A 24,835-nucleotide genomic window follows, 5' to 3' on the forward strand; every position below is an offset into this window, starting at 1 on the left:
CAAAATGGGGAACAATCAAGAAAAATGTTTATGTGGCGCAGGCGATTACATTGTAATGGCCTGTTCCGGGGCTTCCGATGTGGGACAGATATCCGACCTGGTTGCCCGAAAACTTCAGGATAACGGAGTCAGAAAAATGAACTGCCTTGCAGTAGTCGGAGCAGGTATTGAAAAATCAATTGATAGTTTTAAAACCAAGGAACTATTAATAATAGATGGCTGTCCTGTCGACTGTGGAAAACGGATGTTGGAGCAGCATAATATCTTGAATTATAAATACCTACGAGTAACCGACCTTGGTTTGGTAAAAGGCAAAACACCTGTGAACCAAGAAAATATTAATAAGGTTTACGAAAATGCGGAACTTATTTTTTAATCCTAAAAAGCAATAATTATGAAAACAAAATCACTCGGATTTATTGGTGGCGGCAGAGTTACAAAGATTTTTCTGCAAGCCCTGTCGAACAAAAAAATCGAATTGTCATCAGTATTGGTTTTTGATACAAATTCGGAAGTACTGACTGCACTCAAAAAGCAGTTCCCTCAGATTAAATTAACCGATTCGTGCAAAAAGGCAGCAAAGCAAGACGTTGTTTTTATTGCGCTGCACCCTCCTGTTATTATGGAAACACTTGAACAAATTAAAGAAACAGTTTCAGAAATGACGCAAATCGTTTCGTTGGCCCCAAAAATCAGCATTGAGAAAATTGCCTCTAAACTGGCAACAAAGAATATTGCTCGGATGATTCCAAACGCCACTTCATATATCAACGAAGGTTTTAATCCGGTTTCATTTTCCAGCCAATATAATGCTGTCGAGAAGCAATCCCTGCTTCAAACCTTAGGCTATTTGGGGCACACCTTCGAAATAGAAGAATCAAAACTTGAAGCTTATGCCATTGTTTCTGCCATGTTGCCAACCTATTTTTGGTTTCAGTGGAAAGAGTTGCAAAGTTTGAGCCTGGAGATGGGGCTGGACGAACCGGAAAGCAAAAATGCCATTCAACAAACATTACTGGCTGCAATTAATTTATTCTATAATTCAGGTTTAAGCAGCACCGAAGTAATTGATTTGATTCCGGTAAAACCTATCGGGGAACACGAATCGCAAATCAGCGAAATTTTCCGGACCAAACTCATGGGATTGTTTCAAAAAATAAAACCTTAAATGATGATCAAACGAATTCTACCTTGGATTATTTTTGGCTTTTTATTGGTGTTGTTTGTCGTAGGCTACAGTTTTAAGGACAGCATGAATAGACATATATCCAAAATGATGCGGGATCAAACTTCTCCTGAACTAAAAAAAGAGGGTAGTAATATCGTTGATTCACTTTACAATTATTCAGTAAATGGGTTAGAATATCAGATCACTTTCCTGGAGTTCGGAGCAAAAGGATGCGCGGCATGTAAACGTATGGAGTCGGTACTGGATGAAATCAGGAACGTTTACACACAAAAGGTTAATGTGGTTTTTTTGAATGTGCTATTACCTGAAAATCAAACCCTGATGAAATACTATGGCATTGCTACAATTCCAACTCAAGTGTTATTGGATAAAAATGGAAAGGAATATTTCAGGCATAGCGGCTATTATTCATTTGAAGATTTGGTGAGGGAAATTAATGTTTCCGACAAATAAAATGTAATAAATTCTTAATAAAATATTTTTTAAGAATTTGAATAATGTCGTATATTTACGTCTTAAATTATTCTAATGGCCAAGACTGAATTATTTGATCGGGATTTACAGGAAATAGCAACAATTGCTAAAGTACTTTCCCACCCTGCACGCCTGGCAATTTTACGTTATCTGGCTAATTGTAATACTTGCATTTCGGGTGATATTAGTAATGAGATTCCACTCAGCAGAACTACTGTTTCACAACATCTGCAGGAACTTAAAAAAGCAGGGTTGATCCATGGTGAGATTGATGGTTTAAAAGTTAATTATTGTCTCTGTAACGATGGTATTTTAAACATAAAAAAGTTAATCGATAGCTTCATGAATGAAATTTCTAACGGACAAAAATATCAATGTTAAATGAACGATTCTTTTAATAGCAAAGGGATGATGTCTTTGGGTATTTTACATTTAACTCCTAAAGAAGCGTATGAATTATCTAAACAAGGTGCAGTTGTTGTGGATGTTCGTGAAGAATATATGGGGCGATTTAAAATGTTTGATGTTGCTGAATTGATATTTTGCCCGAAAAGTATATTGGAAGAAACCTATATGGAACTCCCCCAAAACAAACCCTTGATATTTGCAGATGCGGTTGGATTAAGAAGCCGCGAAGCGGTATGGTTTCTGAAGGAAAAAGGGATCGATAATATTGCAAATATGGCAGGTGGTTTGGTTGAATGGGAAAGGGATGGGCTGCCATTAAAAGTTGATAAATCGGAAATACTGACCGGTTCATGTATGTGTACGCTACGTAAAAGAAATAAAAAATGAAGGTTTTAATATTATGCACAGGTAATAGTTGTCGCAGCCAGATGGCACACGGCATTTTGCAATCACTCGATAAGGATATCACTGTTCGATCGGCAGGTACGGAACCGGCAAAACTGATCAATGCGACAGCCGTAAAAGCCATGAAAGAAATTGGTATTGACATCAGCCATCATACCCCAAAAATGGTCGACCAATACCTTAATGATGAATGGGATTTTGTAATAACTGTTTGTGGCGGAGCTCAAGAAACATGCCCGGCATTTATGGGTAAAGTAAAACATCGTTTACATATTGGTTTCGACGACCCTTCACATGCAATCGGGACAGATGAATTTATTTGGAGCGAGTTTATCCGTGTTCGGGATGAAATAAAAGTAGCTTTCATAAAATTTCATAATGAGAATATAAAAAAATTAAACCTTAAACATTAATCATTTTTCAATAATCAATAATCATTCATAAATAATCATTTATTAAAGTTATGCCATCAAAAAAAAGACTCAAATTTTTAGATCGCTATTTAACGCTTTGGATTTTCATGGCTATGGCGATTGGGGTATTATCCGGATATTTATTCCCGGCAATTGCTAATTTTTGGGAATCCCTGAAACCATCCCCCGAAAGTACCACAAACCTACCAATCGCGATTGGGTTAATTTTAATGATGTACCCACCTTTGGCAAAAGTAAAATACGAAGAGTTGGGAGATGTTTTCAGAAACTTCAAAGTTCTTACTTTGTCTTTGATTCAAAATTGGGTCATTGGTCCGGTTTTGATGTTTGTTTTGGCCATCGTATTCTTTAAATTATTTCCGGGTGAAAACAATTCCAACTTGCCCTATATGTACGGTATTATTATGATTGGGTTGGCACGGTGCATTGCCATGGTAATAGTCTGGAACGATTTAGCAAAAGGTGATACCCAGTATGCAGCGGGTTTGGTTGCGTTTAATTCAATTTTTCAGGTGATTTTTTTCTCGGTTTATGCCTATGTTTTTATTGCAATTTTACCTGCATGGTTTGGCGTTCCAACCAACGATGCAGTTGAGAATATTACCATTGGTCAAATAGCTGAAAGTGTTTTTATCTATCTGGGAATCCCATTTATAGTAGGGTTCCTGACCCGTTATATCTTAATCAGGGTTAAAAGTAAAGAGTGGTATCACAGCAAGTTTGTACCCAAAATAAGCCCGATTACATTAATTGCGCTATTATTTACAATCATCGTGATGTTCTCATTAAAAGGGGAATACATTATAAAAATACCCATGGATGTTGTTTTAATTGCCATTCCTTTGCTCATCTATTTTATTGTAATGTTTGTGCTCTCCTTTTTTATGAGTAAAAAATTTGGCGCGAATTACGAACAATCGGTAACCTTATCGTTTACGGCAGCCAGTAATAACTTTGAATTGGCGATTGCTGTTGCCATTGCCATTTTCGGGATGAATTCAGGTGAAGCTTTTGCCGCAGTTATTGGTCCCTTGGTAGAAGTCCCTGTAATGATTGCTTTGGTAAATGTCGCCTTTTGGTTTAAACGGAAATATTTTATTTCTTAAACATTAGATCTAACATAAAAAGGTTATCAAAAGTTCCTTGTTTTTTTAAGAGTTATCTCTTTGTGATAAACAAGTTGAGAGTAGATTTAGATAGATAATTTGTTAATTTTGCCAAAAGATCAATCCTGAAAAATTTTACAGGCTATTAATGAATTCTTATTGATGAATCAGGACCCGAAAATTATAACAATTGCAGATTATTTTTTGAAATTTTCCGATCTTCATATCATCGATGTTCGCTCACCCGGTGAGTTCGAAAAGGGTCATATTCCTCAGGCAAACAGCATCCCTTTGTTTACAGATGAAGAAAGGGCAAAAGTTGGTACTGCCTATACTCGGCAGTCGAAGGAAATAGCCATGAACATCGGACTAAAAATTGTTAAACCCAAGCTCCGGAATTTTATTGATGAATCAAGAAAAATTGCACCCGAAGGAAGAGTGGTAGTTCATTGTTGGAGGGGAGGGATGAGAAGTGCTTCTTTCGCACGACATCTTACCGAGAATGGTTTTTCGGAAGTTTTTTTGATCGAAGGTGGTTATAAGCATTATCGTAGGCACGTTTTGCAATTTTTTGAGCATTCATTTCATCTATATATTGTTGGCGGTTATACAGGAAGTGGTAAAACCAGAATTTTGGAAATTTTACGTGAAAAAGCACAACAAGTCATCGATTTGGAAGGAATTGCTCACCATCGTGGTTCGGCGTTTGGTGGAATAAGCATGGGTAAACAACCGAGCGTCGAGCAGTTCGAGAATAATTTGTATGAGGAAATGCGGCACCTCGACCTTGATCAGCCAATTTGGTTGGAAGACGAAAGCCATCATATTGGCTCAGTATTTGTCCCCAAAGCCTTATTCGACCAAATGGAAGCAAGCAGGGTTTATTTCCTCAATATTCCACGCGAAGAGCGTGCAAAATATCTGGTGAATGAATATTCAAATCTGGATAGAGAGGAATTGGCTGTTTCAATTAAAAAAATAGCAAAACGACTGGGTTTCGATCAGGCAAAATATGCGCTTGAATTCCTCGGAAAAGAAGATTTTTATAATGTGGCAATGACCACCTTAAAATATTATGATAAGTTTTATTTAAGAGGGTTATCCCTTCACGATAAATCAAAAATACGGAAGATTAACATTGAATCAGTCAGGCATGCTGATAATGCCGACCTGCTTCTAAAAGTAGTAACAAATGAAAGCTGAGTTCAGGTTAACACAATACAGCCATGGAGCCGGATGTGGGTGCAAAATTTCTCCAAAAATGTTGGATTCAATTTTAGAAACATGCATACCTCAGGATATTGATAAGAATTTGCTGGTGGGGAACAGTGATCGTGATGATGCCGCCGTGTATAATCTGGGCGATGGCACTGCCATTATTAGTACTACCGATTTCTTTCTTCCAATAGTTGACGATCCCTATATTTTTGGAAAAATTGCCGCAGTAAATGCCATTAGCGATGTTTATGCGATGGGTGGAAAACCAATGCTCGCCATTGCTATTTTGGGCTGGCCGATCAATAAAATCCCAGTTGAAGTGGCTGCACGAGTTATGGAAGGCGGAAGAGCTGTATGTAAAGAGGCCGGAATAATTCTGGCCGGCGGCCATAGCATTGATAATCCGGAACCTATATTTGGCCTGGCTGTTACCGGTCGGGTTGAAATATCAAAATTAAAACAAAACAGCAGTGCAAAGGCCGGATCAAAATTGTATCTGACTAAACCTTTGGGTGTTGGAATACTGGCCACGGCGCAGAAACAAGGAAAAATCAAGGACGAACATTTGCAAATCGCACAAAATTCGATGATGCTTTTGAATAAGGTAGGAGCAGAGCTTGCAGAAATTGAAGGGGTCACTGCAATGACCGATGTTACAGGATTTGGCTTGATGGGCCATTTACTTGAAATGTGTGAAGGAAGCAAAGTTTCAGCAGTCATAGATTATAAAAAAGTGCCGATATTTCCAGAGGCAATAACTTATTTGAACGAAGGTGCCATACCGGGAGGTACAAAGAGAAATTGGAATAGTTATGGACATAAGCTAAATTTGAAATCGGAGGAACAGAAAAACATTTTATGCGACCCACAAACAAGTGGCGGGCTTCTGGTTGCTGTTTCAGAGAAAGATGTTCGACGGGTTGAAATAATTTTAAAACAACAAAATCTTTTCGCTCATTCTTTTGGTTATTTAACTGAAACAGGGGCAGAACTAATAAAAGTTGTAAATTGAAAATTTTAATATTCATCATAATTAAAACATAGGGTTATGAAAAAATTAATGCACTTAATTTTCGTATTTGTTGTTGCAAATTCATCTATTAATGCCAATGTGGCTGAGTTTGATCATTATTTTAAAGACAAAACCATGCGAGTCGATTATTTCCACAGTGGAACTGCCACAGAGGAACATTTCGCGATCGATCGAATTGTTTCAGATGGAGCATGGGCCGGAAGCCTATCGCATTTAGTTGACGAAATAAATTTTGGGCTTTATCAGTTTGACGTAATTAATTTAGCTGATGGAAATCTGATCTATAGCAGGGGTTTTGCCAGTGTTTTTGGTGAGTGGCAAACCATTCCGGAAGCAGGTGAACAATGGGGCACTTTTCATGAATCAATCCGATTTCCATGGCCTTTAAAGCCTGTAAAAATTCAGATGAAAAAAAGAAATGAAAAGAATAATTTTACGGTTATCTGGGAAACAAATATTGATCCTGCTTCAAGAAAAGTTACACCGGCCGATTTAATTTCGCCATTCAAAACCAAGAACTTTTTAGTAAACGGATCGCCAAAAGAAAAAGTGGATATTGTGATTTTAGGAGATGGATATACCGCCAAAGAAATGGATAAATTCCATAAAGATATTGAACGATTAACTGCAAGTTTGTTTGCTGTTGAACCATTCAAATCAAGGAAAAATGAATTTAATGTCAGGGCTGTTGAAACTCCATCGGCTACTTCAGGTGTGAATAAACCACACCCCGGTATTTTCAATCGTACCCCATTAACCGTACATTACAGTAGTTTTGATAGTGAGCGTTATGCTTTGAGTTATGACAATAGGGCCATCAGAGAAGCTGCTTCAGCAGTGCCTTATGATTTTATGTTTTTGTTGATTAATGAGCGAACATATGGTGGAGGCGGCATTTATCAGTTATATGCTTCGGTTTCGGTTGATAATCAATTTTCTGACTATATTTTCGTACACGAATTTGGGCATCATTTTGCTGCTTTGGCCGATGAATATTATTCTTCTTCGGTTTCATACCAGATGCCGGAAATTACCGTAGAACCTTGGGAAGCAAATATTACAGCTTTATTGGATGGGAAGTTGAAATGGCAGGATATGGTAAAAGAGGGGACTCCGATCCCAACTCCATGGAATAAAGAAGTGTTTGACAAACATGCCATCGAAATACAAAAAGAAAGAGAACGCCTTCGCGCGGCCAACTCTCCCGAATCGGTTCTGGAGGATTTATTCAACAAACAAAAGAAGGAAGAAACCCGCATGATTAGCGAAATGGAGAATAAGGGTAAAATTGGTGCTTTCGAAGGAGCGTCTTATTATCAATATGGAATGTACCGCTCATCAATCGACTGCATTATGTACACCAGAAATAGTAATGATTTTTGCCCTGTTTGCCAGCGTGCCATCTCAACTGTTATTGATCAGTACACAAAATAATGCGTATTGGGTCAAATACACATTATTTAAAAAAATAGAATAAATTTGTTTTTTTAAATTTTAAAACTAAAAACCATACTATATGAAATTACTTGAAGGAAAAACTGCTTTAATTACTGGTGCATCACGCGGAATAGGAAGGGAAATTGCATTGAAATTTGCAGCTCAGGGTGCCAATATTGCTTTTTCAGATTTGGCTTATGATGATAATGCAAAAAGCCTTGAGGTGGAAATCGAAGCCTTGGGACTTAAAGCTAAAGGATATGCATCCGATGCAAGTTCATTTGATGGAGGAGAGGCCTTGATTAATGCTGTGATGGAAGAATTTGGCCGTATTGACATCCTGGTTAATAATGCAGGAATAACACGCGATAACTTATTGATGCGAATGACCGAAGCAGATTGGGACTTAGTAATCAAGGTTAATTTGAAATCAGTTTTCAATCTTACAAAAGCCGTTCAAAAGGTCATGTTAAAACAACGCTCAGGAAGTATTATCAACATGAGTTCTGTGGTTGGTGTTAATGGCAATGCGGGCCAATCAAATTATTCAGCGTCAAAAGCCGGATTAATTGGTTTCACTAAATCAATTGCTCAGGAATTAGGTTCACGGAATGTAAGATGTAATGCAATTGCGCCGGGTTTTATAGAAACTGATATGACTGCCAAACTTCCGGAAGACGTTAAAAAGGAATGGATTAAAACAATCCCATTACGCCGTTCGGGCCAGGCAGACGATGTTGCAAATATTGCCATATTCCTGGGCTCTGACTTATCTGGTTATGTAACCGGTCAGGTAATAAGCGTTTGTGGTGGAATGAGTATGTAAGTTTTTTGTTCCCATATTATTGCTTCTTTCTTAATTCAGTTTTAAGGCTTAAACTCCTGATTTTATGATCTCTGCTGAGGTTTTATTTGTTATTGTACTTACAGTAATTATATTTGATTATTTGCTGGAGCAGTTTCTTGATTTTCTCAATGCTCGTTATTGGTCGGATAAATTACCCGATGAACTGAAAGGTATTTACGATGCTGAGAAGTATAAAAAATCACAGGAGTATGCTAAAGCCAAGAGAAAAATATCCACCCTGTTAAACACACTCTCAACCCTATTGATTATTGGACTCTTCTGGTGGAAGGGATTTGTAATACTCGACGACTATTTACGTATTATTACACAAAATCAAATTTTGCTTGGCTTGTTGTTTTTTGGGATAATTGGATTTTTAGCTGATATTTTATCCATTCCTTTCGATCTTTATAATACATTCATTATTGAGGAAAAATTCGGGTTTAATAAAACTACTATGCGTACTTATGTTATAGACAAACTAAAAGGATGGCTACTTGCCGCGGTTCTTGGTGGAGGTTTGTTAGCTTTGATTATTTGGATTTATTTAGAAACAACTTCTTTATTTTGGCTGTTTGCCTGGGGTTTAATTGGCATATTTATGATTTTTATGAGTATGTTTTACTCCAATCTCATAGTTCCTTTATTTAATAAACAAGTGCCTTTAGCCGATGGAGAGTTGCGTAATGCAATTGAAAAATTTGCAGTCAAGGCCGGATTTGCTTTGGATAATATTTATGTGATTGATGGTTCAAAACGATCGTCGAAAGCAAATGCTTATTTTAGTGGATTTGGACCAAAAAAGCGGATTGTTTTATTTGATACCCTAATTCAAAACCATACTGTCGAGGAATTGGTGGCAGTGTTGGCTCATGAAATTGGGCATTATAAGAAAAAGCATACTTATTTGGGATTGGGCATTTCTCTTGTTCAAACGGGGTTTATGTTTTTTATTCTCTCCTTATTTATTGGAAATCCTTTATTATCAGAAGCTCTTGGGTCTTCAAATATAAGTTTCCATATTGGTGTTTTAGTATTTGCAATTCTTTATAGCCCTGTGTCGCTTGTTCTAGGTTTATTAACCAATTTTTTATCGCGAAAGCATGAATTTGAAGCCGATCAATTTGCAAGTGAAAAGTATGATGCTGATTCGTTGGGTAATGCATTAAAAAAACTATCTGTAAATAATTTGAATAATTTAAAACCCCATCCAATTTATGTATTTTTTTATTATTCACACCCTCCACTTTTACAGCGGCTTGAAGCAATAAAAAAAATAAAATAGATTAGGTGCGTTGGTTTTTGAAAACAGCCGGGATGGTTCGGAGTATTAGTTTGATATCTCCCCAAAAAGATGAATTCAGTACATATTGGTTGTCAAGGCTTTTTCTCGATTCAGAGGATAATTTAGGTGAGGCACTTTGTCGTACTTGCCAGAGACCCGTTATTCCTGCAGGAGCTAAAAATCGTAAGGCCCATTGATCGTCGGTAAGTCTTTCAGCTTCATATAATGGTAAAGGCCTGTTTCCGACAATAGACATATCGCCTTTTATCACATTTACAAATTGTGGTATTTCATCAATATTAAAGTTTCTGATAATTTTTCCGCATTTTGTTAAGCGAGGATCATTTTTGATTTTAAAAAATGTAATGGAATTCGTTTGTTCACGTTTGCGCTTAAGATATTGATTTTCGCAAATTTCGGCCCCATCAATATGCAAAATCGGAGAGCATGGTTTGCCAAGCCTTTCGCAATCAATACATTTTTCATTTTTGGCAAAGCTCTTCCCGCTCTTATACTGGTCAATTAAATATTGGTTGAGTTCAGAGAGTTCGGCTCTTTTTTCATCTGAACCCATATACATTGATCTTAATTTATAAAAATTGAAAATGTCGTATCCTGTTCCAACTCTTCGTGAGATATAAAATACAGGACCTCTTGATTCAAGTTTTATAAAAATCATTGCCAGTAACCAAACCGGGCTTAGGATTGTCAGTGCAAATACAGAAAATACTATATCAAAAATCCTCTTAGAAGTACTAATTTTGAAATCTTCGAAGGTTTCTTGGCCTTTTACTTTAAACTTATCACGCATTATTTATTCTTTTCGATTCAAATATAATGCATTTTTTTAAATATTAGTAGCGAATCATTCGAACAATTACAAATCACTTTTCTTTAAAGTAAGTTGCATTAAGTAAATAAATAAAAAGGAATAAACAAAAACTACGATTACATCTTCTATTGAAACAAATGTTCTGAAGTTGAGGCCAAATATTTTCATCAATGAAGTATTGGGAATGTCAATTAAATTTCCAATTGAACGTAAAGGAAGGTAGTCGCCCCATCCATCCGGTAATTTATAATAGATGTATTTTTCAATGATATAAAAATACAGAAAAAGCAACCCAATTGTAAGACCCGATCGTTTTGTTAAAATGCCTAGAAAAAGGGCAAAGAGCATGAAGGCAAATAATTCAAGAAAATAGGTGAAAACAAATGTTAGATTGATAAACATCATCGAAAGTGTCACTTCCGGTGTATTTGTAAAACCGAGAATGAGCCCGATGATGAAAAGGAACATCGTGGCTGCAGCACTTATCAATAAAATCATTAGAAGTTTTGACAATAAAAAATCCCATCTCGACAATCCTGTGATAATATTTTGGCGTATCGTTCGATATGAATATTCGTTGGTAATAAAAATAATCACAACAATCGCGAGTATTATTTTAAAGTAACCAGCAACATAGGTTAGGTTTTGCCAGATACCGGGGAAGTCATAGAGTGTAATTTTCGTGACTGGAATAGGTGCTTTTTTCCCTGCATCAATCATCATTTCATTAATAACGGATTGAATGCCAAAAAAAATAGTACCTAAAATGAGGGCATATAATCCCATTAATATCCAAAAGGTTTTATTGTTGGCAACCTTTTTAAATTCTATTTTAAGAAGTCTTATCATGAGATTCAGCTAATAATTCTAAAAAATAATTTTCTAAACTTTTCTTTCGAAGTGAAATGTGTGAAATGGTGACTCCTTGTTCAACCAAGGATTTATTGATGGCTGAACTGTCAAGTCCTGTTTTCAGTTCTACGATGAACATCTTATCATCTCGATATATCTTAGATACGAATTCAGATTTGTTGAGTACTGCTTCTATTTTATCCATTTCAGGTCCCGCAATTTCAACGAGGATTGAACTCCCCAAAAGCTCATCTACTTTTCCGGCAAACAATTTCTTTCCTTTTTCAAGCACTACAACATGAGTGCATACTTTTTGAACTTCATCAAGTAAATGACTTGCCAAAACTATGGTCAATCCATCGTTTGCAATTTTTTTAATCAGGTTTCTGATTTCGGCTATTCCCTGCGGATCCAGACCGTTTGTAGGCTCGTCAAAAATCAGAACTTCTGGATTTCCAATTAGGGCAGCAGCAATTGCAAGACGTTGTTTCATCCCTAAAGAATAGGTTCTGAATTTACTGTTCTTCCTGGCTGTTAAATCTACTATTTTTAGTACTTCCGGAATTTGATTATAAGAGACTTCTTTGATATCTGCGATGATTTCCAGATTTTTAACGGCGCTCATATAGGGATAAAATACCGGAGTTTCCAAAATGGCACCAACTCTTTTTCTTATAGCCTTAGTTGGGGTTTCCCCAAACCATTTGAAACTGCCGGATGTAGCATTAATGGCATCAAGAACAATCCCCAAGGTAGTTGTTTTGCCGCTTCCGTTGGGGCCAAGGATTCCATAAATATTGCCTTTTTCAATTGTAATTGAAAGTTCGTCAACGGCCTTTAACTTTCCATATCGTTTGGTAAGTTTATCAATGACCAATACTTCTTCACTCAAAATAATATTATTTAAAAGGTTATTAATATAAGTTGAAGACGAATTTAATTAAAAATCATTACAAATTAATGGATATTTTTTTTGGACAATAATTGATTGTACCTTTGCCATTCGCAAATTGCGTTTGAATTATTATGTAAAAATATGTCTTATTAAGAACTATCAAATGAAAATTTCAGAAAACAAGGTTGTATCCTTGACCTATGAATTGAAGTTAAATAACGAAAATGGAGAACTGGTCCAAAAAGTTGAAAAAAACAAGCCTTTTGTATATTTATTTGGAATAGGAGGACTATTACCGGTTTTTGAAAAAAGCCTTGAAGGTTTAGGTGCTGGTGAAACTTTTTCTTTTGGACTATCCCCTGATGAAGGTTATGGTCATTATAATGATGAAGCCATTGTAGCTTTGGATAAAAATATCTTTGAAATTGACGGCCAAATAGATGAGGAAATGCTTCAAATGGGTAAAATAATCCCAATGCAAAATGAACACGGTCAGCCTTTAAATGGGGTTGTTATTGGCCTTGAAGACGATAAAGTAACCATGGATTTTAATCATCCATTAGCTGGAAAACATTTGCATTTTACAGGTGAAATCCTTGAAGTAAGAGAAGCCTCAGCCGAGGAACTAAATCATGGTCATGCTCATGGCCCGGAGGGTCATCATCACCATTAGAATAATGGTGAGATGATGTTTTCATTCTTAAAAGGATTGAGTTTTAACTTTGAATCAGTCCATTATGTATGTAAGATGTGACTAAAATTTTGTTAATGATTGAAATCTTCATGGCATTGTCATGGAGATTTCGTTTTTTCTATGCCGAGATTAAAAAAACAGCAGGCCTTTTTTGTAAGTTGGGAGGCGATTTTTTCCAATTAGCAATGTTTTTGCTTTTTATAAATTCTGTTTCGAGCGAAATATCAGCAGCAATGCACAGCATTGTATCCGCATTGCAATTTTCCGTGATTGATTTGAAAAGTTGATCGTTACGATAAGGAGTTTCTATGAAAATTATTGTTTTTCCTGTTCTTCGCGATTCGATTTCAATTTCTTTAATTTTTTTAGCACGTTCATCGGGCTTAAGCGGAAGATAGCCTAAAAAGCTAAAATTCTGACCATTAAATCCTGATGCAATTAAAGCAAGCAAAATGGATGAGGGACCAATTAATGGAACAACTTGATAACCCAAATTGTGAGCTTGCGCAACAATTAAATTTCCGGGGTCGGCCACGCACGGAACTCCTGCCTCCGACATCAATCCAATATTGATGGAATCCTGCATCGGGTTGAGATAGGAATAAGTTTCTTCTTCTTTTATGTGTTTGCTTATTTCCTGAAAATTTACGTTATCGAAATTACCCGGGTAATTAATACTTTTAAGAAATCTGCGTGCAGATCTGATATCTTCAATAATAAAATTTTCGAGGCCTAATATAATTTTGCGATTGTATTCAGGAAAAACCCGTTCATAAGAAGTGGGACCCAATTTTGTTGGGATTAAATAAAGAATGCCTTTGGTTTTTTTTGCTTCCATTTACAACCAGGGTAGTTTAGCTAAATCAACATTCCCTCCTGAAATAATAATTCCAATTTTTTTATTCTGACTTTCAAATTTATTTTCAAGAATGGTTGCTAAAGGAACTGCCGATGAAGGCTCAATGATTATTTTCATATGGTCCCAAACTAATTTCATCGCTTCGATAATTGCCGATTCGCTGGCTGTTACAATTTGATCAACATGATTTAAAATGATTGGAAATGTAATTGAGCCTAGAGAAGTCAATAATCCATCAGCAATTGTATTTGGATTTATTGAAGGAATCAACCGATTTTTATAATAGGATCGAAAAGCATCATTAGCTTTGTCTGGTTCTCCGGCAATCACCTTTGTGTTGGGCGAAAAATATTTTACGGCAAGAGCTGTCCCACTTAATAAGCCTCCTCCGCCAACAGGAGTCATAATGATATCAAGGGCTTTATGATCCTCAATTAATTCTTTAGCAGCAGTCGCCTGACCGGCAATTATTTTTACATTATTGTAAGGATGAATCTCAATTGCGTTCGTTATTTCTATAATTCTCTTGATGGTTTCTTCCCGGGCAGCAAGAGTTGGTTTACAAAATGTAATTTCGCCACCATATTGTTTGACCGCAGCAATTTTTACTTTTGGTGCTGTTTCGGGCATTACGATATATGCTTTTATATTTCTTAATTGCGCAGCACGGGCCAAAGCTTGAGCATGATTACCGGAAGAATGCGTACAAACACCGAATTCAAGTTCATTTTCATTTAATGACATCACCGCATTTACGGCACCTCTTGATTTAAAAGCGCCAACTTTCTGAAAATTTTCGCATTTAAAATAAATTTCAGTTTTAAAGATGTCGTTTAAAATTTCGGAAGAGAGAACGGGTGTACGATGAATATAGTTTTTGATTCTTTCGTGAGCCTGCTCAATAATAAGGGCGCTGGGAATTTCGGGATTATTCATTTAAGGTATCAGACAGATTTATTAGCAACTTGGTCCGCGATGATTTCGCAAGCCTCATCCAGAATTTGATGCATTTCTTCCAGGCCTTTTTCTCCTTGCCAAAACAATTTCGGTAGTGAGAGGTTTCTGCCATCTATTACACTTAATAAGTATTGAACCTTTTGCATGTCTGCTTCATTTCTGGAAAAATATTCTACATCACGGAAACTGGCAGAATCTATTGCATAAATTTTGTCGAATTTATCAAAATCATTACTGGTAAATAAACGGCATTTATTTTCGGAAAGGTCAATCCCCAAATTTTTGGCAAATTTTATGATTTGTTCATCTGGTGGTTCGTTTATATTGAATGATTCGAAACCCGCGGATTCTACATACGCTTCGATCTGCTTTTTCTCAAATTTAGATTTAAGGATGCCCTCAGCAAATGGCGAGCTACAAATGTTTCCAAGGCTAACAAATAATATTTTCATTTTTTACTTAATTAAAAAGGTTAGTTAAAAGCGTTCAGATAGCTTTAAGCAATTTACTAATTTAACTAAAAAATGTGATAAATTAAAGAAATAACAATACTTACAGCTTTATTTTTTTGTCTAATTCATCAACATAAGTGCGGAATTGCTTATCAGTTTCAACAAGGTTGTTAACTGTACGACAAGCATGTAGAACAGTTGCATGGTCCTTGTTCCCGCAATGCATCCCAATAGTTGCCAAGGAAGACTTGGTGTGTTTTTTTGCAAAATACATGGCTAATTGACGAGCCTGAACAATTTCACGTTTTCGGGTCTTTGAGTTAATGACATCAAGTGGAAGATTAAAGTAATCGCAAACTACTTTTTGAATATAATCAATTGAGATTTCTCTTGAAGTATTTTTAACAAATTTATCAATCATTTGTCGGGCAAGGTCAAGAGTTATTGCTTTCTTATTTAAAGATGATTGCGCCATTATTGAAATCAAAGCACCTTCCAATTCCCTGATATTTGTAGTGATGCTATAAGCAAGGTATTCAATTACTTCATATGGCATCTCAATGCCATCATTATATAGCCTTTTCTGTAAGATTGCAATTCGTGTTTCTAAATCAGGAATTTGTAAATCGGCGGCAAGGCCCCATTTGAAACGTGACAATAAACGGGGTTCCATCCCTTTCATCTCTACTGGTGGCTTATCGGAAGTGATAATAATTTGTTTGCTTTTTTGATGAAGAAAATTGAATACGTGAAAGAAAACATCTTGTGTTTTTTCTTTCCCTGCTAAAAACTGAATATCATCAACGATCAATACATCTATCATTTGATAGAAGTGAACAAAATCATTTTGGTTATTGTTTCTTACCGAATCAATATATTGAGCAATGAATTGTTCGGCAGAAACATACAACACGGTTTGATTTGGGAAATTGCTTTTAACCTGAAGTCCGATAGCATGTGCTAGGTGCGTTTTTCCCAGTCCAACATTGCTGTATAAGTAGAGTGGGTTAAATGCAGTTCGTCCAGGATTTTCAGCCACGGCATAACCTGCAGATCTGGCCAAACGATTGCAATCACCTTCCACGAAGTTTTCAAATGAATACGAGTCCACAAGTTGAGATTGGACATTTAATTTTTTTAACCCAGGTATGATGAACGGATTCGGGATATCTCTGGATTTGCCTTTGTTAAGATCTATTGGCATAGAAACAGCAGGGTTTTTAGTATCTTTTTTGTTTGATGTTGGAACTTTTATGGAGTAAGGAGATTTACTGTTAACTGAATTATCCATGATGATGCTGTATTCTAATCTTCCTTCAGGACCTAGCTCTTTGCTAATAGTTTTCTTCAGTAAACTGATATAATGTTCTTCCAGCCATTCATAAAAGAATTGACTTGGCACTTGAATAGTTAATACGTTGTTTTCTAATTTAAGCGGCGAAATTGGTTCAAACCATGTTTTGAAGCTTTGGTAGTGTATGTTGTCCTTTATAACCCGGAGACAATTGTCCCATACTTCAACGTGATTTTTTTTCATCAGAGGAATGAATTAAACGATGTAATTTTAATCTTTATTTTAACTATGAGTGAAATTCAAGCTTTAAAAAATCGACTTATTGTTGAACTTCACTTATTTAGGAAACCGCAATAGCAATTAACAAATATGTGATTAAAAAAGTTAAGAAAAAAATAAAAATATACTTGATTATTATGTTTTTTATTCGTATATGTTGAGAGTGTTATCTCTTTTATTTTTTATGTTAATTAGAGGGTGTCAACTTTTTCTAAATTGACTTTAAGAAATTGATATTTAATGATTTAATACTGATAAGTTTTTCGCAGACTTGATTGGACTCACTTTTTCTAACCACAAAATCCAGTCGACAATTAATCTCGAAAATTTGATTGCATTGATCGAGGTTATAAGTCTTCATAATCTTCATAACTTCATTCATATCTGCGTATTGAAATTCAATACGATAAAGATCACGAATTATATTAGTGACAATTTCTCCGTTTGAAATTGACTCCTTGCTAGCTGTTCGATACGCATTAATCAATCCACTTACTCCTAATTTTGTTCCTCCAAAATATCGGATTACAACTATTAAAATATTTGTCAGGTCATGCGAATTGATTTGTCCAAAAATTGGTTTTCCGGCAGTTCCGGATGGTTCTCCGTCATCATTTATTCGATAAGCCGATTTATCAAACCCCAATTGATAGGCATAGCAATGGTGTCGTGCATCATAATAATCTTTGCGAAGTGTTTCAAGATGAATTTTGATGTCATCTTCGGTTTTCACCGGAAATGCTTTTGCAATAAATTTACTGCCCCTGTCCTTGAAAACTCCCTCAGATGGTGAAGCGATGGTTTTGTATGTATCTTCAAAAAGCATGACAGGAAAATATTCTCGTATGAATTTCAAAGATAAAAAAAGCCTCGCAAATAACGAGGCTTAAGGTTATCTTTTTATTGATGCAATATCTTTCACTGCTTCAAGGGCGGCATCAATATGTTCTTCTGTATTGAAAGGTCCAACACTTAAACGACAGGTTCCATGAATATCCTTGGTGCCTATTCTTTCATGAACTTTTGGGGCACATTGTAAACCGGTCCTGCTTGCAATATTATAGTCAACATCCAGCATCATTCCAACATCACCGGCTTCAAAACCTTTTACATTAAAACTTAAGACTGCATTTTGATTTTGTGTACTTTCGGCACAATAGGTCGTTACGCCATCAATTTGTTGTAAACCTTTTCGAAGTTTATCCCAAAGCGTAATTTCATAATTATGAAGCTTTTCAATGCCTTGATCAAGCACCCATTTAATTCCTGCATTAAGGCCTGCAACTCCAACTAAGTTCAATGTACCGCATTCCATTCGATAAGGAAATTCTGTAAGGTGGGTTTCTTGAGCCGAACGTACACCTGTTCCACCAAACCGTGTTCCTTTGATAGGAACATTTTCCATGACATATGATCCTCCAATACCGGTGGGTCCCATCAGGCATTTATGACCTGTGAAAACCAATATGTCGATGTTCATGGCCTTCATATCAATGTGAATAATTCCGGCACTTTGACTGGCATCTACAACAAAACACACACCTGCTTCTTTACAGATATTTCCAATTTCCGCGATTGGTTGAACTGTTCCAATAATATTTGAACTATGATTTACAATCACCATTTTGGTGTTCTTTTTAATTGCTTTTTTGATATCCTCCGGATTCACATAACCATGATCATCAAAAGTTACATGTTCAACTTCAATGATACCATCCAACATTAAATGATGCAGTGGTCTAAGAACAGAGTTGTGTTCAAGCATGGTTGTTACAACATGGTCCCCTTTTTCAGCCATGCCATATATTACCATATTTAATGAATCACTGGCATTATAGCTAAAAGTCAGACGATTCGGATCATCGCCATTGAATAATTTGGTGAGTATTTTTCGTGTACCCATCACTACTTCTTCAGCTTCGATTGCTGCATCAAAACCTGATCTTCCGGGACTAACACCGTGAGTACGGTAAAAGTGATCCATGAATTTGTAAACCTCTTCCGGTTTAGGAAAGGTCGTTGCTGAATTGTCTAGATAAATTTGTTTACTCATAATCTATTGTATGAAATTATTAAAAGCTGTTAATATCATTATTCTAAAATTAGTGCATCTGCTACTAATTCGGCCAAGGTCATAATTTTAACGTTGAGTTTATATTCAACATTGGTTTGCATGAGTTGATCAACACAATTATGACAAGGGGTTACCACAATGCTTGCTCCGGTTTTTCGAATTTGATCGGCCTTTAAACCGGCTGTTTTCATTCTTCGGGTATTATATTCGCTCATTGCTAATTGTCCGCCACCGCCTCCACAGCATAAGTTATCCGTCCCGTAAGGAGTCATTTCAACAAAATTCTTTGCAATTTTTCGCATTACATAACGCTGTTCTTCGATTACACCTCCTTCTCTGGTTAAATTGCAAGGATCATGAAGTGTAACAACTTCAGTAAGGCGATCAGCGTCGACCTTTATTTTTCCTTCACGGATATATTGTGCAAGTAATTCAACCGATGTTAAAACTTCATAAGGCAATCTTTTTTGAATATAATTAGGCCCTTCCCATTTAAATGCTCTTGAACCGTGTCCACATTCAGCTAATACACATTTTTTCGATTCCATTTTATTCATTTCATCATCCATCCGCTGTGCAATTACATTAGCCTCATCCATATTCCCGGAAAAAAAAGCATAATTAGTCACATCATACATTTCGGTAGACAGACTCCAGCTTTCATTAGCTGCATAAAATACCTTAGCCATCGCTGAAATTGACAAAGGAAAGAACTTCGGTTCACGTGGGTTAAGTGTATAAAGAATATCCTTACCTTTTTGATTCAGTGGGATATTTGCATTGTCATCATTCAGCTCAAATTTTAAATCATCTTCAAGCCATTCAATGGTATCCACAAATTCTTTTGTGGGAATTCCCATATTATTTCCAGTTTCAATAGCGGCATTGACACTTGCATTAAGTGATGCAGGAACATAGCCCATTCGGGATAACATTTCACGGCCTATACGAACCACATAATTAATGTCCACACCTATCGAACAATGCATAGTACAACGTCCGCACATGGTGCATGATCCATATAAAAGGTCAACCATTTCCTCAATAGTTGCGTCATCAAGATCTCGTGCCTTTGTCAGCCACGGAATTTTTTTCCCGAGAAAAGTGTTGTACCTCCTATAAATGGAGGCAACAATGTCAACTTTTTTTGCTGGTACATAATGTTCGTCGGGTTCTGATCTGTAATAAATGCAGCTATCTGCGCATAAACCACAATGAACACAACTATTTAGATGGGTGATTAATTTACTGTCCTCATGAGAACTCAATACTTCCAACCCCAACTTCTTTTTTTCTTCTGATAATCTTCCCATGATTTTATTGTTTAGGATTCATGATTGGCCATATTCCTCTCCATCCATAGAAAAATCCCAAATGATATCGCGCTGCAAAAAAGTAAATGGTATGCTTGAGTTTACCCATTGGTAAATACAATAATAATGCTGTAACAAGAGTATAATATAAAACAATGCCATCACTCATAAATAGTATTAATGCAGTTGCCAATTGGAATAAAGTGACCAATAGGTTTGAGATAAAATCATCTGGATTTGAAAGCGAAAGAAGCTCAGATTTCAGTATTCTCTTTATTAAAATTCCTAAACCAGAAATGCTGGAAATGATCAAAAAGCCAATTAAAATATAGTTTGTTAATTGATTAAGTTCAATTTTAAACAGAAACGTAAAAAATAAAAAAATGGATAAAAAAGTTCCAAGATGATAAATAATTCCTGCCATATAGGTAGGCAAATGCAAATAAGCGGATTCTTTTTTAGCCGGACTCATGGCCTTTGTAAAAGAATATTGTACAGCTTTAGAAATATTTCCACGCTGTTTAGAAAAATCATGCGGGTTTCCTAATCGAATAAGTCTGATTAAATGAAATAAAAGGGAACCTATGCAAATTACCAAGGCTGCTAGTGCCATCCAGTGATACCAATACATAATTTCATCGTTTTATTAAACGCAACCATCAGGTTTTGGTAATCCGGCGATACGACAAGCACCCCGTGCTGGACCCAACGGAAATAACTCGTAAATCTCTCGAAGACGAACGCCTGTTTCCTGGCAAATAACCCTAATCATCGGAGCCATGCCTTTTTCTTCCCAATTCTTGCGAATTATTTTTACAATGGCCCAATGTTTTTCGTTCATTTCTTCAATACCATCACTCTTTGCAAATAAATTTGCAACTTCTTCATTCCAAATTTCCGGATGTGACAGAAATCCGTCCCCATCAACTTCAAAAATTTTCCCTCCTAATTCAATAGTAGCCATACCTAGATTTTATTTGATTAACACTTAAATTAATTCATTATCAAATTTGTCAATAATTTCCTCTGGAGTAAGAGGTGTGTCAGGTAGAACGAAATCGGGGCAGAAATTTAGTGTTGCTTTAGTAATGTATCTCTTACATGTGCTCCAGTATTTTTTATCCTGAAGGCAGTAATTTGTCATATAATTTTCCTTGGCTTCTAAAGTAGCTACAATTATAAGGCTATTTACAAGTTTGCAATCATTATAATTCGGACAATGGTAATCTGCCATGACTGATAAAAACCCGAAATTTATAAAAAATTCTGATTGATATTATTGATGAAATCCAATATATACTCAGTATAAATAAAACTCACTAATATAGATGTGTTTATATGATATTGGATTAAAAATATTTTTTGGAGAAATGTTTTTTAAGCCAATGCAATCAGTAAAATAGCTAAAATCGAAAGGAAAATCCCTATCCAATTTGTCAAACTTAATTTTTCACGGAAAAAGAAAATCCCTAAAAGTGCAGATAGCATTACGATACCCACATTTTGTAATGGGAACAAAACGTTGCTTTCAAAGAGGTTCATTGCCAAGAGCATGAAATAAGTGGTTGAATAATTGAACAGTCCTAAAATAGTACCTCCAATAATACTCTGAATGGTAAAGGCTTGTTTTGTTTTAAAATATCGATAAATAGAAATGATTGAACCTATTATTAAGGCCGTAATAAAAATCATGGTTAGAAACAAAGTATAATCTCCGGCAATATGATAATGTTCAATGTATTTCAGCAAAGTATCGATAAGTCCGTTGGCAAAAAATATAATTATTGGAAGGACGATGATTGATATTTGAATTTTATTTTTGCCTCTTTTATAAAAAATGAGAATAAAAGCTGAAAAGGTCGAAATAATCCCCAAAACAATAAGTGCATTTAATTTTTCTGAATACAGAAATATTCCTGCAATAACAGGAATAATTACCGACATTTTACTGAATACAGCTGTTATTGCAACACCTGCTTTTTGCGATGATAGGGCAAAAAGAATAAAGGTAAAGATGAATACAAATCCGATTAATAATGAAAATGGCAACCATGATTTTGTAATTATCATTTCGTAATTAAATTCAGAACCTAGAATGATTATACCAATAGTAGATGCTGCCAAATAATTAATGGTCAGAGCTTGAAAATTATCAATTTTAAATCGTGGAAATAACTTAAAAGCAACAAAAATCAAAGAGGAAAAGAGAATGGTTAAAAAGATAAAGATCATTTTTCGCTATATGCTATAACAAAATGTTATTAGATTTTCACTTCACTTAAATGTACTGCTCATAAAATTCAAGAAAGCGGGTTGCAATTGCTTCCCAACTGAAATTATCCTGAACAGTTTTATAAGCATTATTGCCAATTATTTTCGTTCTCTCCGGGTTTTCGAGAAGCCTTATCATGGCATCTGCAAATTCACTGCTGTTTGATGGATCAACTAATAATCCATTTTCACCATGCTCAATTACATTTCTGATCCCGCCAAATTTCGATGCGATAACCGCTTTCCCACAAGCCATTGCTTCCTGAGCTGTCATTCCAAAAGGTTCAAATAATGAAGGTAAAACAAACATTTCTGATTGCTGGTAATAAACAGGCATCAAATCATCAGGCACATAACCAATCAAACGAACACGTCCGTTCATCCCATTTTCATCGATGATATCTTTCATTTTTTGATACAGATCAACTTCTCTTTGTTTTGGATTAGGGGATCCGCCTCCAATTACGAGGTCAATATCTGCTATTTTTTTTCTGACTATATCAAAAGCGTGCAATAAAAAATCATGACCTTTATTGGTCTCAATGCGGCTGATGCAAAACACATATTTTTGAGGCAGCCCTGTTTTTTGTGCAAGCACTTCCTGAGCAGGCAGTTGATAAGTATGAATATCTACCCCAGGTGGTATATCGATGATATTTGTTGGTTTAAAATGATAAAGTGCTTCCAGTTTCTCCAGCTGAACAATCGAAGTAACCGTTTGAGCATTCACATTTTTGAAAATCCTCATTTCTTCTTGAATACGATGTTCGAAATTGAATTTCTTTTCCATTTCAGCAGGATCACCGCCCATTTGATCTTTTTTCCAAGCACCCAATGAGTGGGCCGTGAAGAAGCTAGGTTTATGAAATGCTTTTGCTACTTCGAGAGTGACAATTCCTGCGTCGACATAATGACCATGATATAAATCGTAATCCAGCATATTTTGCCTGATAAAACTGATCATGTTTTTTGATAGTTCGGGTAATATTTCATAAATAAACTCCTTAGGAATGAATTCCCAAGGACCTGCTTCTATTCTGATTACATTAACTTCGGGATATCCCGGAACAGGATCGATTTGTTTCTTGCTTTTATCAAACCAGCGGGTGTAAATATCAATTTTAATTCCGAGTTTTGATAAAGCCTTGGCTAATTCCAAAACATAAACTACCTGCCCTCCTGTATCGGTTATGCCAAGTTGTGGGATCGGATCAAAATACCCGTGTGTACTTAGCATGGCAATCCGCTTAATTTTTTTATTCAACATCATAAAGATAGTATTGCGGCAGTTTTTCGATTTGGTTTTGAAAGAACCAAAAGTACTAAAAATTGACTAATTTCGGGGCATGAAAGTGCCAAGCAATAAATTGATACATGTTATAAAATATTATAGCGACCAGCTTACAAAAGTTTATGATGAGCTCGAGAGTAAAAGTATAATGTATCAGTTGGTTAGACATTTTTTTAAATATGAAAGAATCGATTTCGTAAAATCGCAGGAAATCAGATTGAGCGAATCAGAACTGCTGACAGTTCATTTTGCGGTAAAGGAACTGTTATTAAATAAGCCATTGCAATATGTAATTGGTGAAACTGAATTTTTGGATCTAAGAATTAAGGTGAATGAGCATGTATTGATTCCAAGACCTGAAACTGAGGAATTAGTGCAATTGATTTGTAAAAGGGAGTTTCCGAAAAATGGAGTATTGCACATTTTAGATGTCGGCTGTGGGAGTGGTTGTATAGGGATAGCCCTGAAAAAGAATCTTGGATCATCTGATGTTTATGGTTTAGATATTTCTGAAAATGCGCTTAAATTGGCAAAAGAAAATTCAGAACTAAATGATGCTGATCTCCATTTTATTTTATGTGATATTTTAGATGAAACGAAGTGGGATGATTTAGGGACTTATGAAATGGTAGTCAGTAATCCGCCTTATATAAGGGAATCGGAGAAGGAATTGATGAGGGAAAATGTATTGGAATTTGAACCTTTGCATGCTCTATTTGTGAAGGATGATGATCCCTTGCTTTTTTATCGAAAAATAGCTCTATTCTGCGAAAAGCATTTAACAAAAAACGGAATATTATATTTTGAAATTAATGAAGCCCTTGGTAAGGAAACAAAAGAGATGCTTGCTTTAATGATTTTCAAATCCATAGAAATTTATAAAGATATAAATGGAAAGGATCGATTTATCCGTGCAGAGAGGATTTAACACTATGT

The 24,835-nt window shown here is 35.7% G+C and carries 28 protein-coding genes; 14 read left to right on the forward strand and 14 right to left on the reverse strand.

Annotated features, from left to right (window positions below; genetic code table 11):
* Positions 1-4 precede the first annotated feature (4 nt).
* From KKG99_12720 to KKG99_12775, 12 genes are all read left to right on the forward strand, one after another.
* Entirely contained in the window at positions 5-376 is a 372-nt protein-coding gene (locus tag KKG99_12720; GenBank protein MBU1013858.1) for a putative zinc-binding protein, read from the forward strand.
* Positions 377-394: 18 nt separating this feature from the next.
* Positions 395-1,168, forward strand: coding sequence for an NAD(P)-binding domain-containing protein (locus KKG99_12725; GenBank protein ID MBU1013859.1), 774 nt, complete (start codon positions 395-397; stop codon positions 1,166-1,168).
* Positions 1,169-1,171: 3 nt separating this feature from the next.
* On the forward strand, positions 1,172-1,642 hold the full coding sequence (locus KKG99_12730; GenBank protein ID MBU1013860.1) for a thioredoxin family protein: 471 nt from the start codon (positions 1,172-1,174) through the stop codon (positions 1,640-1,642).
* 75 nt (positions 1,643-1,717) lie between these two features.
* A complete protein-coding gene (locus tag KKG99_12735) occupies positions 1,718-2,044 on the forward strand; it encodes a metalloregulator ArsR/SmtB family transcription factor (protein ID MBU1013861.1) in 327 nt (108 codons plus the stop codon).
* Positions 2,045-2,458, forward strand: coding sequence for a rhodanese-like domain-containing protein (locus KKG99_12740; GenBank protein ID MBU1013862.1), 414 nt, complete (start codon positions 2,045-2,047; stop codon positions 2,456-2,458).
* The gene (locus tag KKG99_12745) at positions 2,455-2,889 is read left to right on the forward strand and encodes an arsenate reductase ArsC (protein ID MBU1013863.1); all 435 of its coding nucleotides are present in this window, start codon (positions 2,455-2,457) and stop codon (positions 2,887-2,889) included. The genes KKG99_12740 and KKG99_12745 overlap by 4 nt, the downstream gene beginning before the upstream one ends.
* Before the next feature lie 50 nt (positions 2,890-2,939).
* Positions 2,940-4,016 (forward strand): ACR3 family arsenite efflux transporter, encoded by a 1,077-nt coding sequence (gene arsB, locus KKG99_12750; protein MBU1013864.1) that lies wholly within the window; start codon positions 2,940-2,942, stop codon positions 4,014-4,016.
* 162 nt (positions 4,017-4,178) lie between these two features.
* Positions 4,179-5,219 (forward strand): tRNA 2-selenouridine(34) synthase MnmH, encoded by a 1,041-nt coding sequence (gene mnmH / locus KKG99_12755; GenBank protein MBU1013865.1) that lies wholly within the window; start codon positions 4,179-4,181, stop codon positions 5,217-5,219.
* Positions 5,209-6,246, forward strand: a complete 1,038-nt coding sequence (gene selD, locus KKG99_12760; GenBank protein ID MBU1013866.1) for a selenide, water dikinase SelD — start codon at positions 5,209-5,211, stop codon at positions 6,244-6,246. Before mnmH ends, selD begins: the two co-directional genes overlap by 11 nt.
* Positions 6,247-6,282: 36 nt before the next feature.
* Positions 6,283-7,701: an IgA Peptidase M64 gene (locus tag KKG99_12765; protein ID MBU1013867.1), complete on the forward strand. Its 1,419-nt coding sequence runs from the start codon at positions 6,283-6,285 to the stop codon at positions 7,699-7,701.
* A gap of 82 nt (positions 7,702-7,783) precedes the next feature.
* Positions 7,784-8,530, forward strand: a complete 747-nt coding sequence (fabG, locus tag KKG99_12770) for a 3-oxoacyl-[acyl-carrier-protein] reductase (protein MBU1013868.1) — start codon at positions 7,784-7,786, stop codon at positions 8,528-8,530.
* Between the two features lie 67 nt (positions 8,531-8,597).
* A complete protein-coding gene (locus KKG99_12775; GenBank protein ID MBU1013869.1) occupies positions 8,598-9,836 on the forward strand; it encodes a M48 family metallopeptidase in 1,239 nt (412 codons plus the stop codon).
* Between the two features lies 1 nt (position 9,837).
* Here KKG99_12775 and KKG99_12780 read toward each other — a convergent pair whose 3' ends face one another.
* The 3 genes from KKG99_12780 to KKG99_12790 form a co-directional block, all read right to left on the reverse strand.
* A complete protein-coding gene (locus tag KKG99_12780) occupies positions 9,838-10,647 on the reverse strand; it encodes a sugar transferase (GenBank protein ID MBU1013870.1) in 810 nt (269 codons plus the stop codon).
* Positions 10,648-10,713: 66 nt separating this feature from the next.
* Positions 10,714-11,517 carry an ABC transporter permease gene (locus KKG99_12785; GenBank protein ID MBU1013871.1) on the reverse strand — a complete coding sequence of 268 codons (804 nt, stop codon included), beginning with the start codon at positions 11,515-11,517 and terminating at the stop codon, positions 10,714-10,716.
* Positions 11,501-12,412 (reverse strand): ABC transporter ATP-binding protein, encoded by a 912-nt coding sequence (locus KKG99_12790; GenBank protein MBU1013872.1) that lies wholly within the window; start codon positions 12,410-12,412, stop codon positions 11,501-11,503. Before KKG99_12790 ends, KKG99_12785 begins: the two co-directional genes overlap by 17 nt.
* A gap of 166 nt (positions 12,413-12,578) precedes the next feature.
* Here KKG99_12790 and KKG99_12795 point away from each other — a divergent pair, with 166 nt between their 5' ends.
* Positions 12,579-13,088, forward strand: a complete 510-nt coding sequence (locus KKG99_12795; protein MBU1013873.1) for a peptidylprolyl isomerase — start codon at positions 12,579-12,581, stop codon at positions 13,086-13,088.
* Positions 13,089-13,227: 139 nt separating this feature from the next.
* Here KKG99_12795 and KKG99_12800 read toward each other — a convergent pair whose 3' ends face one another.
* The 11 genes from KKG99_12800 to KKG99_12850 form a co-directional block, all read right to left on the reverse strand.
* On the reverse strand, positions 13,228-13,947 hold the full coding sequence (locus KKG99_12800; GenBank protein MBU1013874.1) for an SAM-dependent methyltransferase: 720 nt from the start codon (positions 13,945-13,947) through the stop codon (positions 13,228-13,230).
* A complete protein-coding gene (locus KKG99_12805; protein ID MBU1013875.1) occupies positions 13,948-14,904 on the reverse strand; it encodes a pyridoxal-phosphate dependent enzyme in 957 nt (318 codons plus the stop codon).
* Between the two features lie 8 nt (positions 14,905-14,912).
* Positions 14,913-15,377, reverse strand: a complete 465-nt coding sequence (locus KKG99_12810; protein ID MBU1013876.1) for a low molecular weight phosphotyrosine protein phosphatase — start codon at positions 15,375-15,377, stop codon at positions 14,913-14,915.
* 100 nt (positions 15,378-15,477) lie between these two features.
* Positions 15,478-16,914 carry a chromosomal replication initiator protein DnaA gene (gene dnaA, locus KKG99_12815; GenBank protein MBU1013877.1) on the reverse strand — a complete coding sequence of 479 codons (1,437 nt, stop codon included), beginning with the start codon at positions 16,912-16,914 and terminating at the stop codon, positions 15,478-15,480.
* A gap of 247 nt (positions 16,915-17,161) precedes the next feature.
* Positions 17,162-17,776, reverse strand: a complete 615-nt coding sequence (locus KKG99_12820) for a YigZ family protein (protein ID MBU1013878.1) — start codon at positions 17,774-17,776, stop codon at positions 17,162-17,164.
* Between the two features lie 66 nt (positions 17,777-17,842).
* Positions 17,843-19,003, reverse strand: coding sequence for an aminotransferase class V-fold PLP-dependent enzyme (locus tag KKG99_12825; GenBank protein ID MBU1013879.1), 1,161 nt, complete (start codon positions 19,001-19,003; stop codon positions 17,843-17,845).
* A 38-nt stretch (positions 19,004-19,041) separates the two neighbouring features.
* Complete coding sequence (locus tag KKG99_12830; protein ID MBU1013880.1) at positions 19,042-20,337, reverse strand: (Fe-S)-binding protein; 1,296 nt, start codon at positions 20,335-20,337, stop codon at positions 19,042-19,044.
* A 4-nt stretch (positions 20,338-20,341) separates the two neighbouring features.
* The gene (locus KKG99_12835; GenBank protein ID MBU1013881.1) at positions 20,342-20,968 is read right to left on the reverse strand and encodes a hypothetical protein; all 627 of its coding nucleotides are present in this window, start codon (positions 20,966-20,968) and stop codon (positions 20,342-20,344) included.
* A 15-nt stretch (positions 20,969-20,983) separates the two neighbouring features.
* A complete protein-coding gene (locus KKG99_12840) occupies positions 20,984-21,301 on the reverse strand; it encodes a TusE/DsrC/DsvC family sulfur relay protein (protein ID MBU1013882.1) in 318 nt (105 codons plus the stop codon).
* 413 nt (positions 21,302-21,714) lie between these two features.
* Positions 21,715-22,569 carry a DMT family transporter gene (locus KKG99_12845; GenBank protein ID MBU1013883.1) on the reverse strand — a complete coding sequence of 285 codons (855 nt, stop codon included), beginning with the start codon at positions 22,567-22,569 and terminating at the stop codon, positions 21,715-21,717.
* Positions 22,570-22,615: 46 nt separating this feature from the next.
* Positions 22,616-23,872 (reverse strand): glycosyltransferase, encoded by a 1,257-nt coding sequence (locus KKG99_12850; GenBank protein MBU1013884.1) that lies wholly within the window; start codon positions 23,870-23,872, stop codon positions 22,616-22,618.
* 82 nt (positions 23,873-23,954) lie between these two features.
* Here KKG99_12850 and prmC point away from each other — a divergent pair, with 82 nt between their 5' ends.
* On the forward strand, positions 23,955-24,827 hold the full coding sequence (prmC, locus tag KKG99_12855) for a peptide chain release factor N(5)-glutamine methyltransferase (GenBank protein ID MBU1013885.1): 873 nt from the start codon (positions 23,955-23,957) through the stop codon (positions 24,825-24,827).
* The last annotated feature ends 8 nt before the right edge of the window (positions 24,828-24,835 follow it).

It is taken from the genome of Bacteroidota bacterium (genome assembly GCA_018816945.1).
In the GTDB taxonomy this organism is placed as follows: domain Bacteria; phylum Bacteroidota; class Bacteroidia; order Bacteroidales.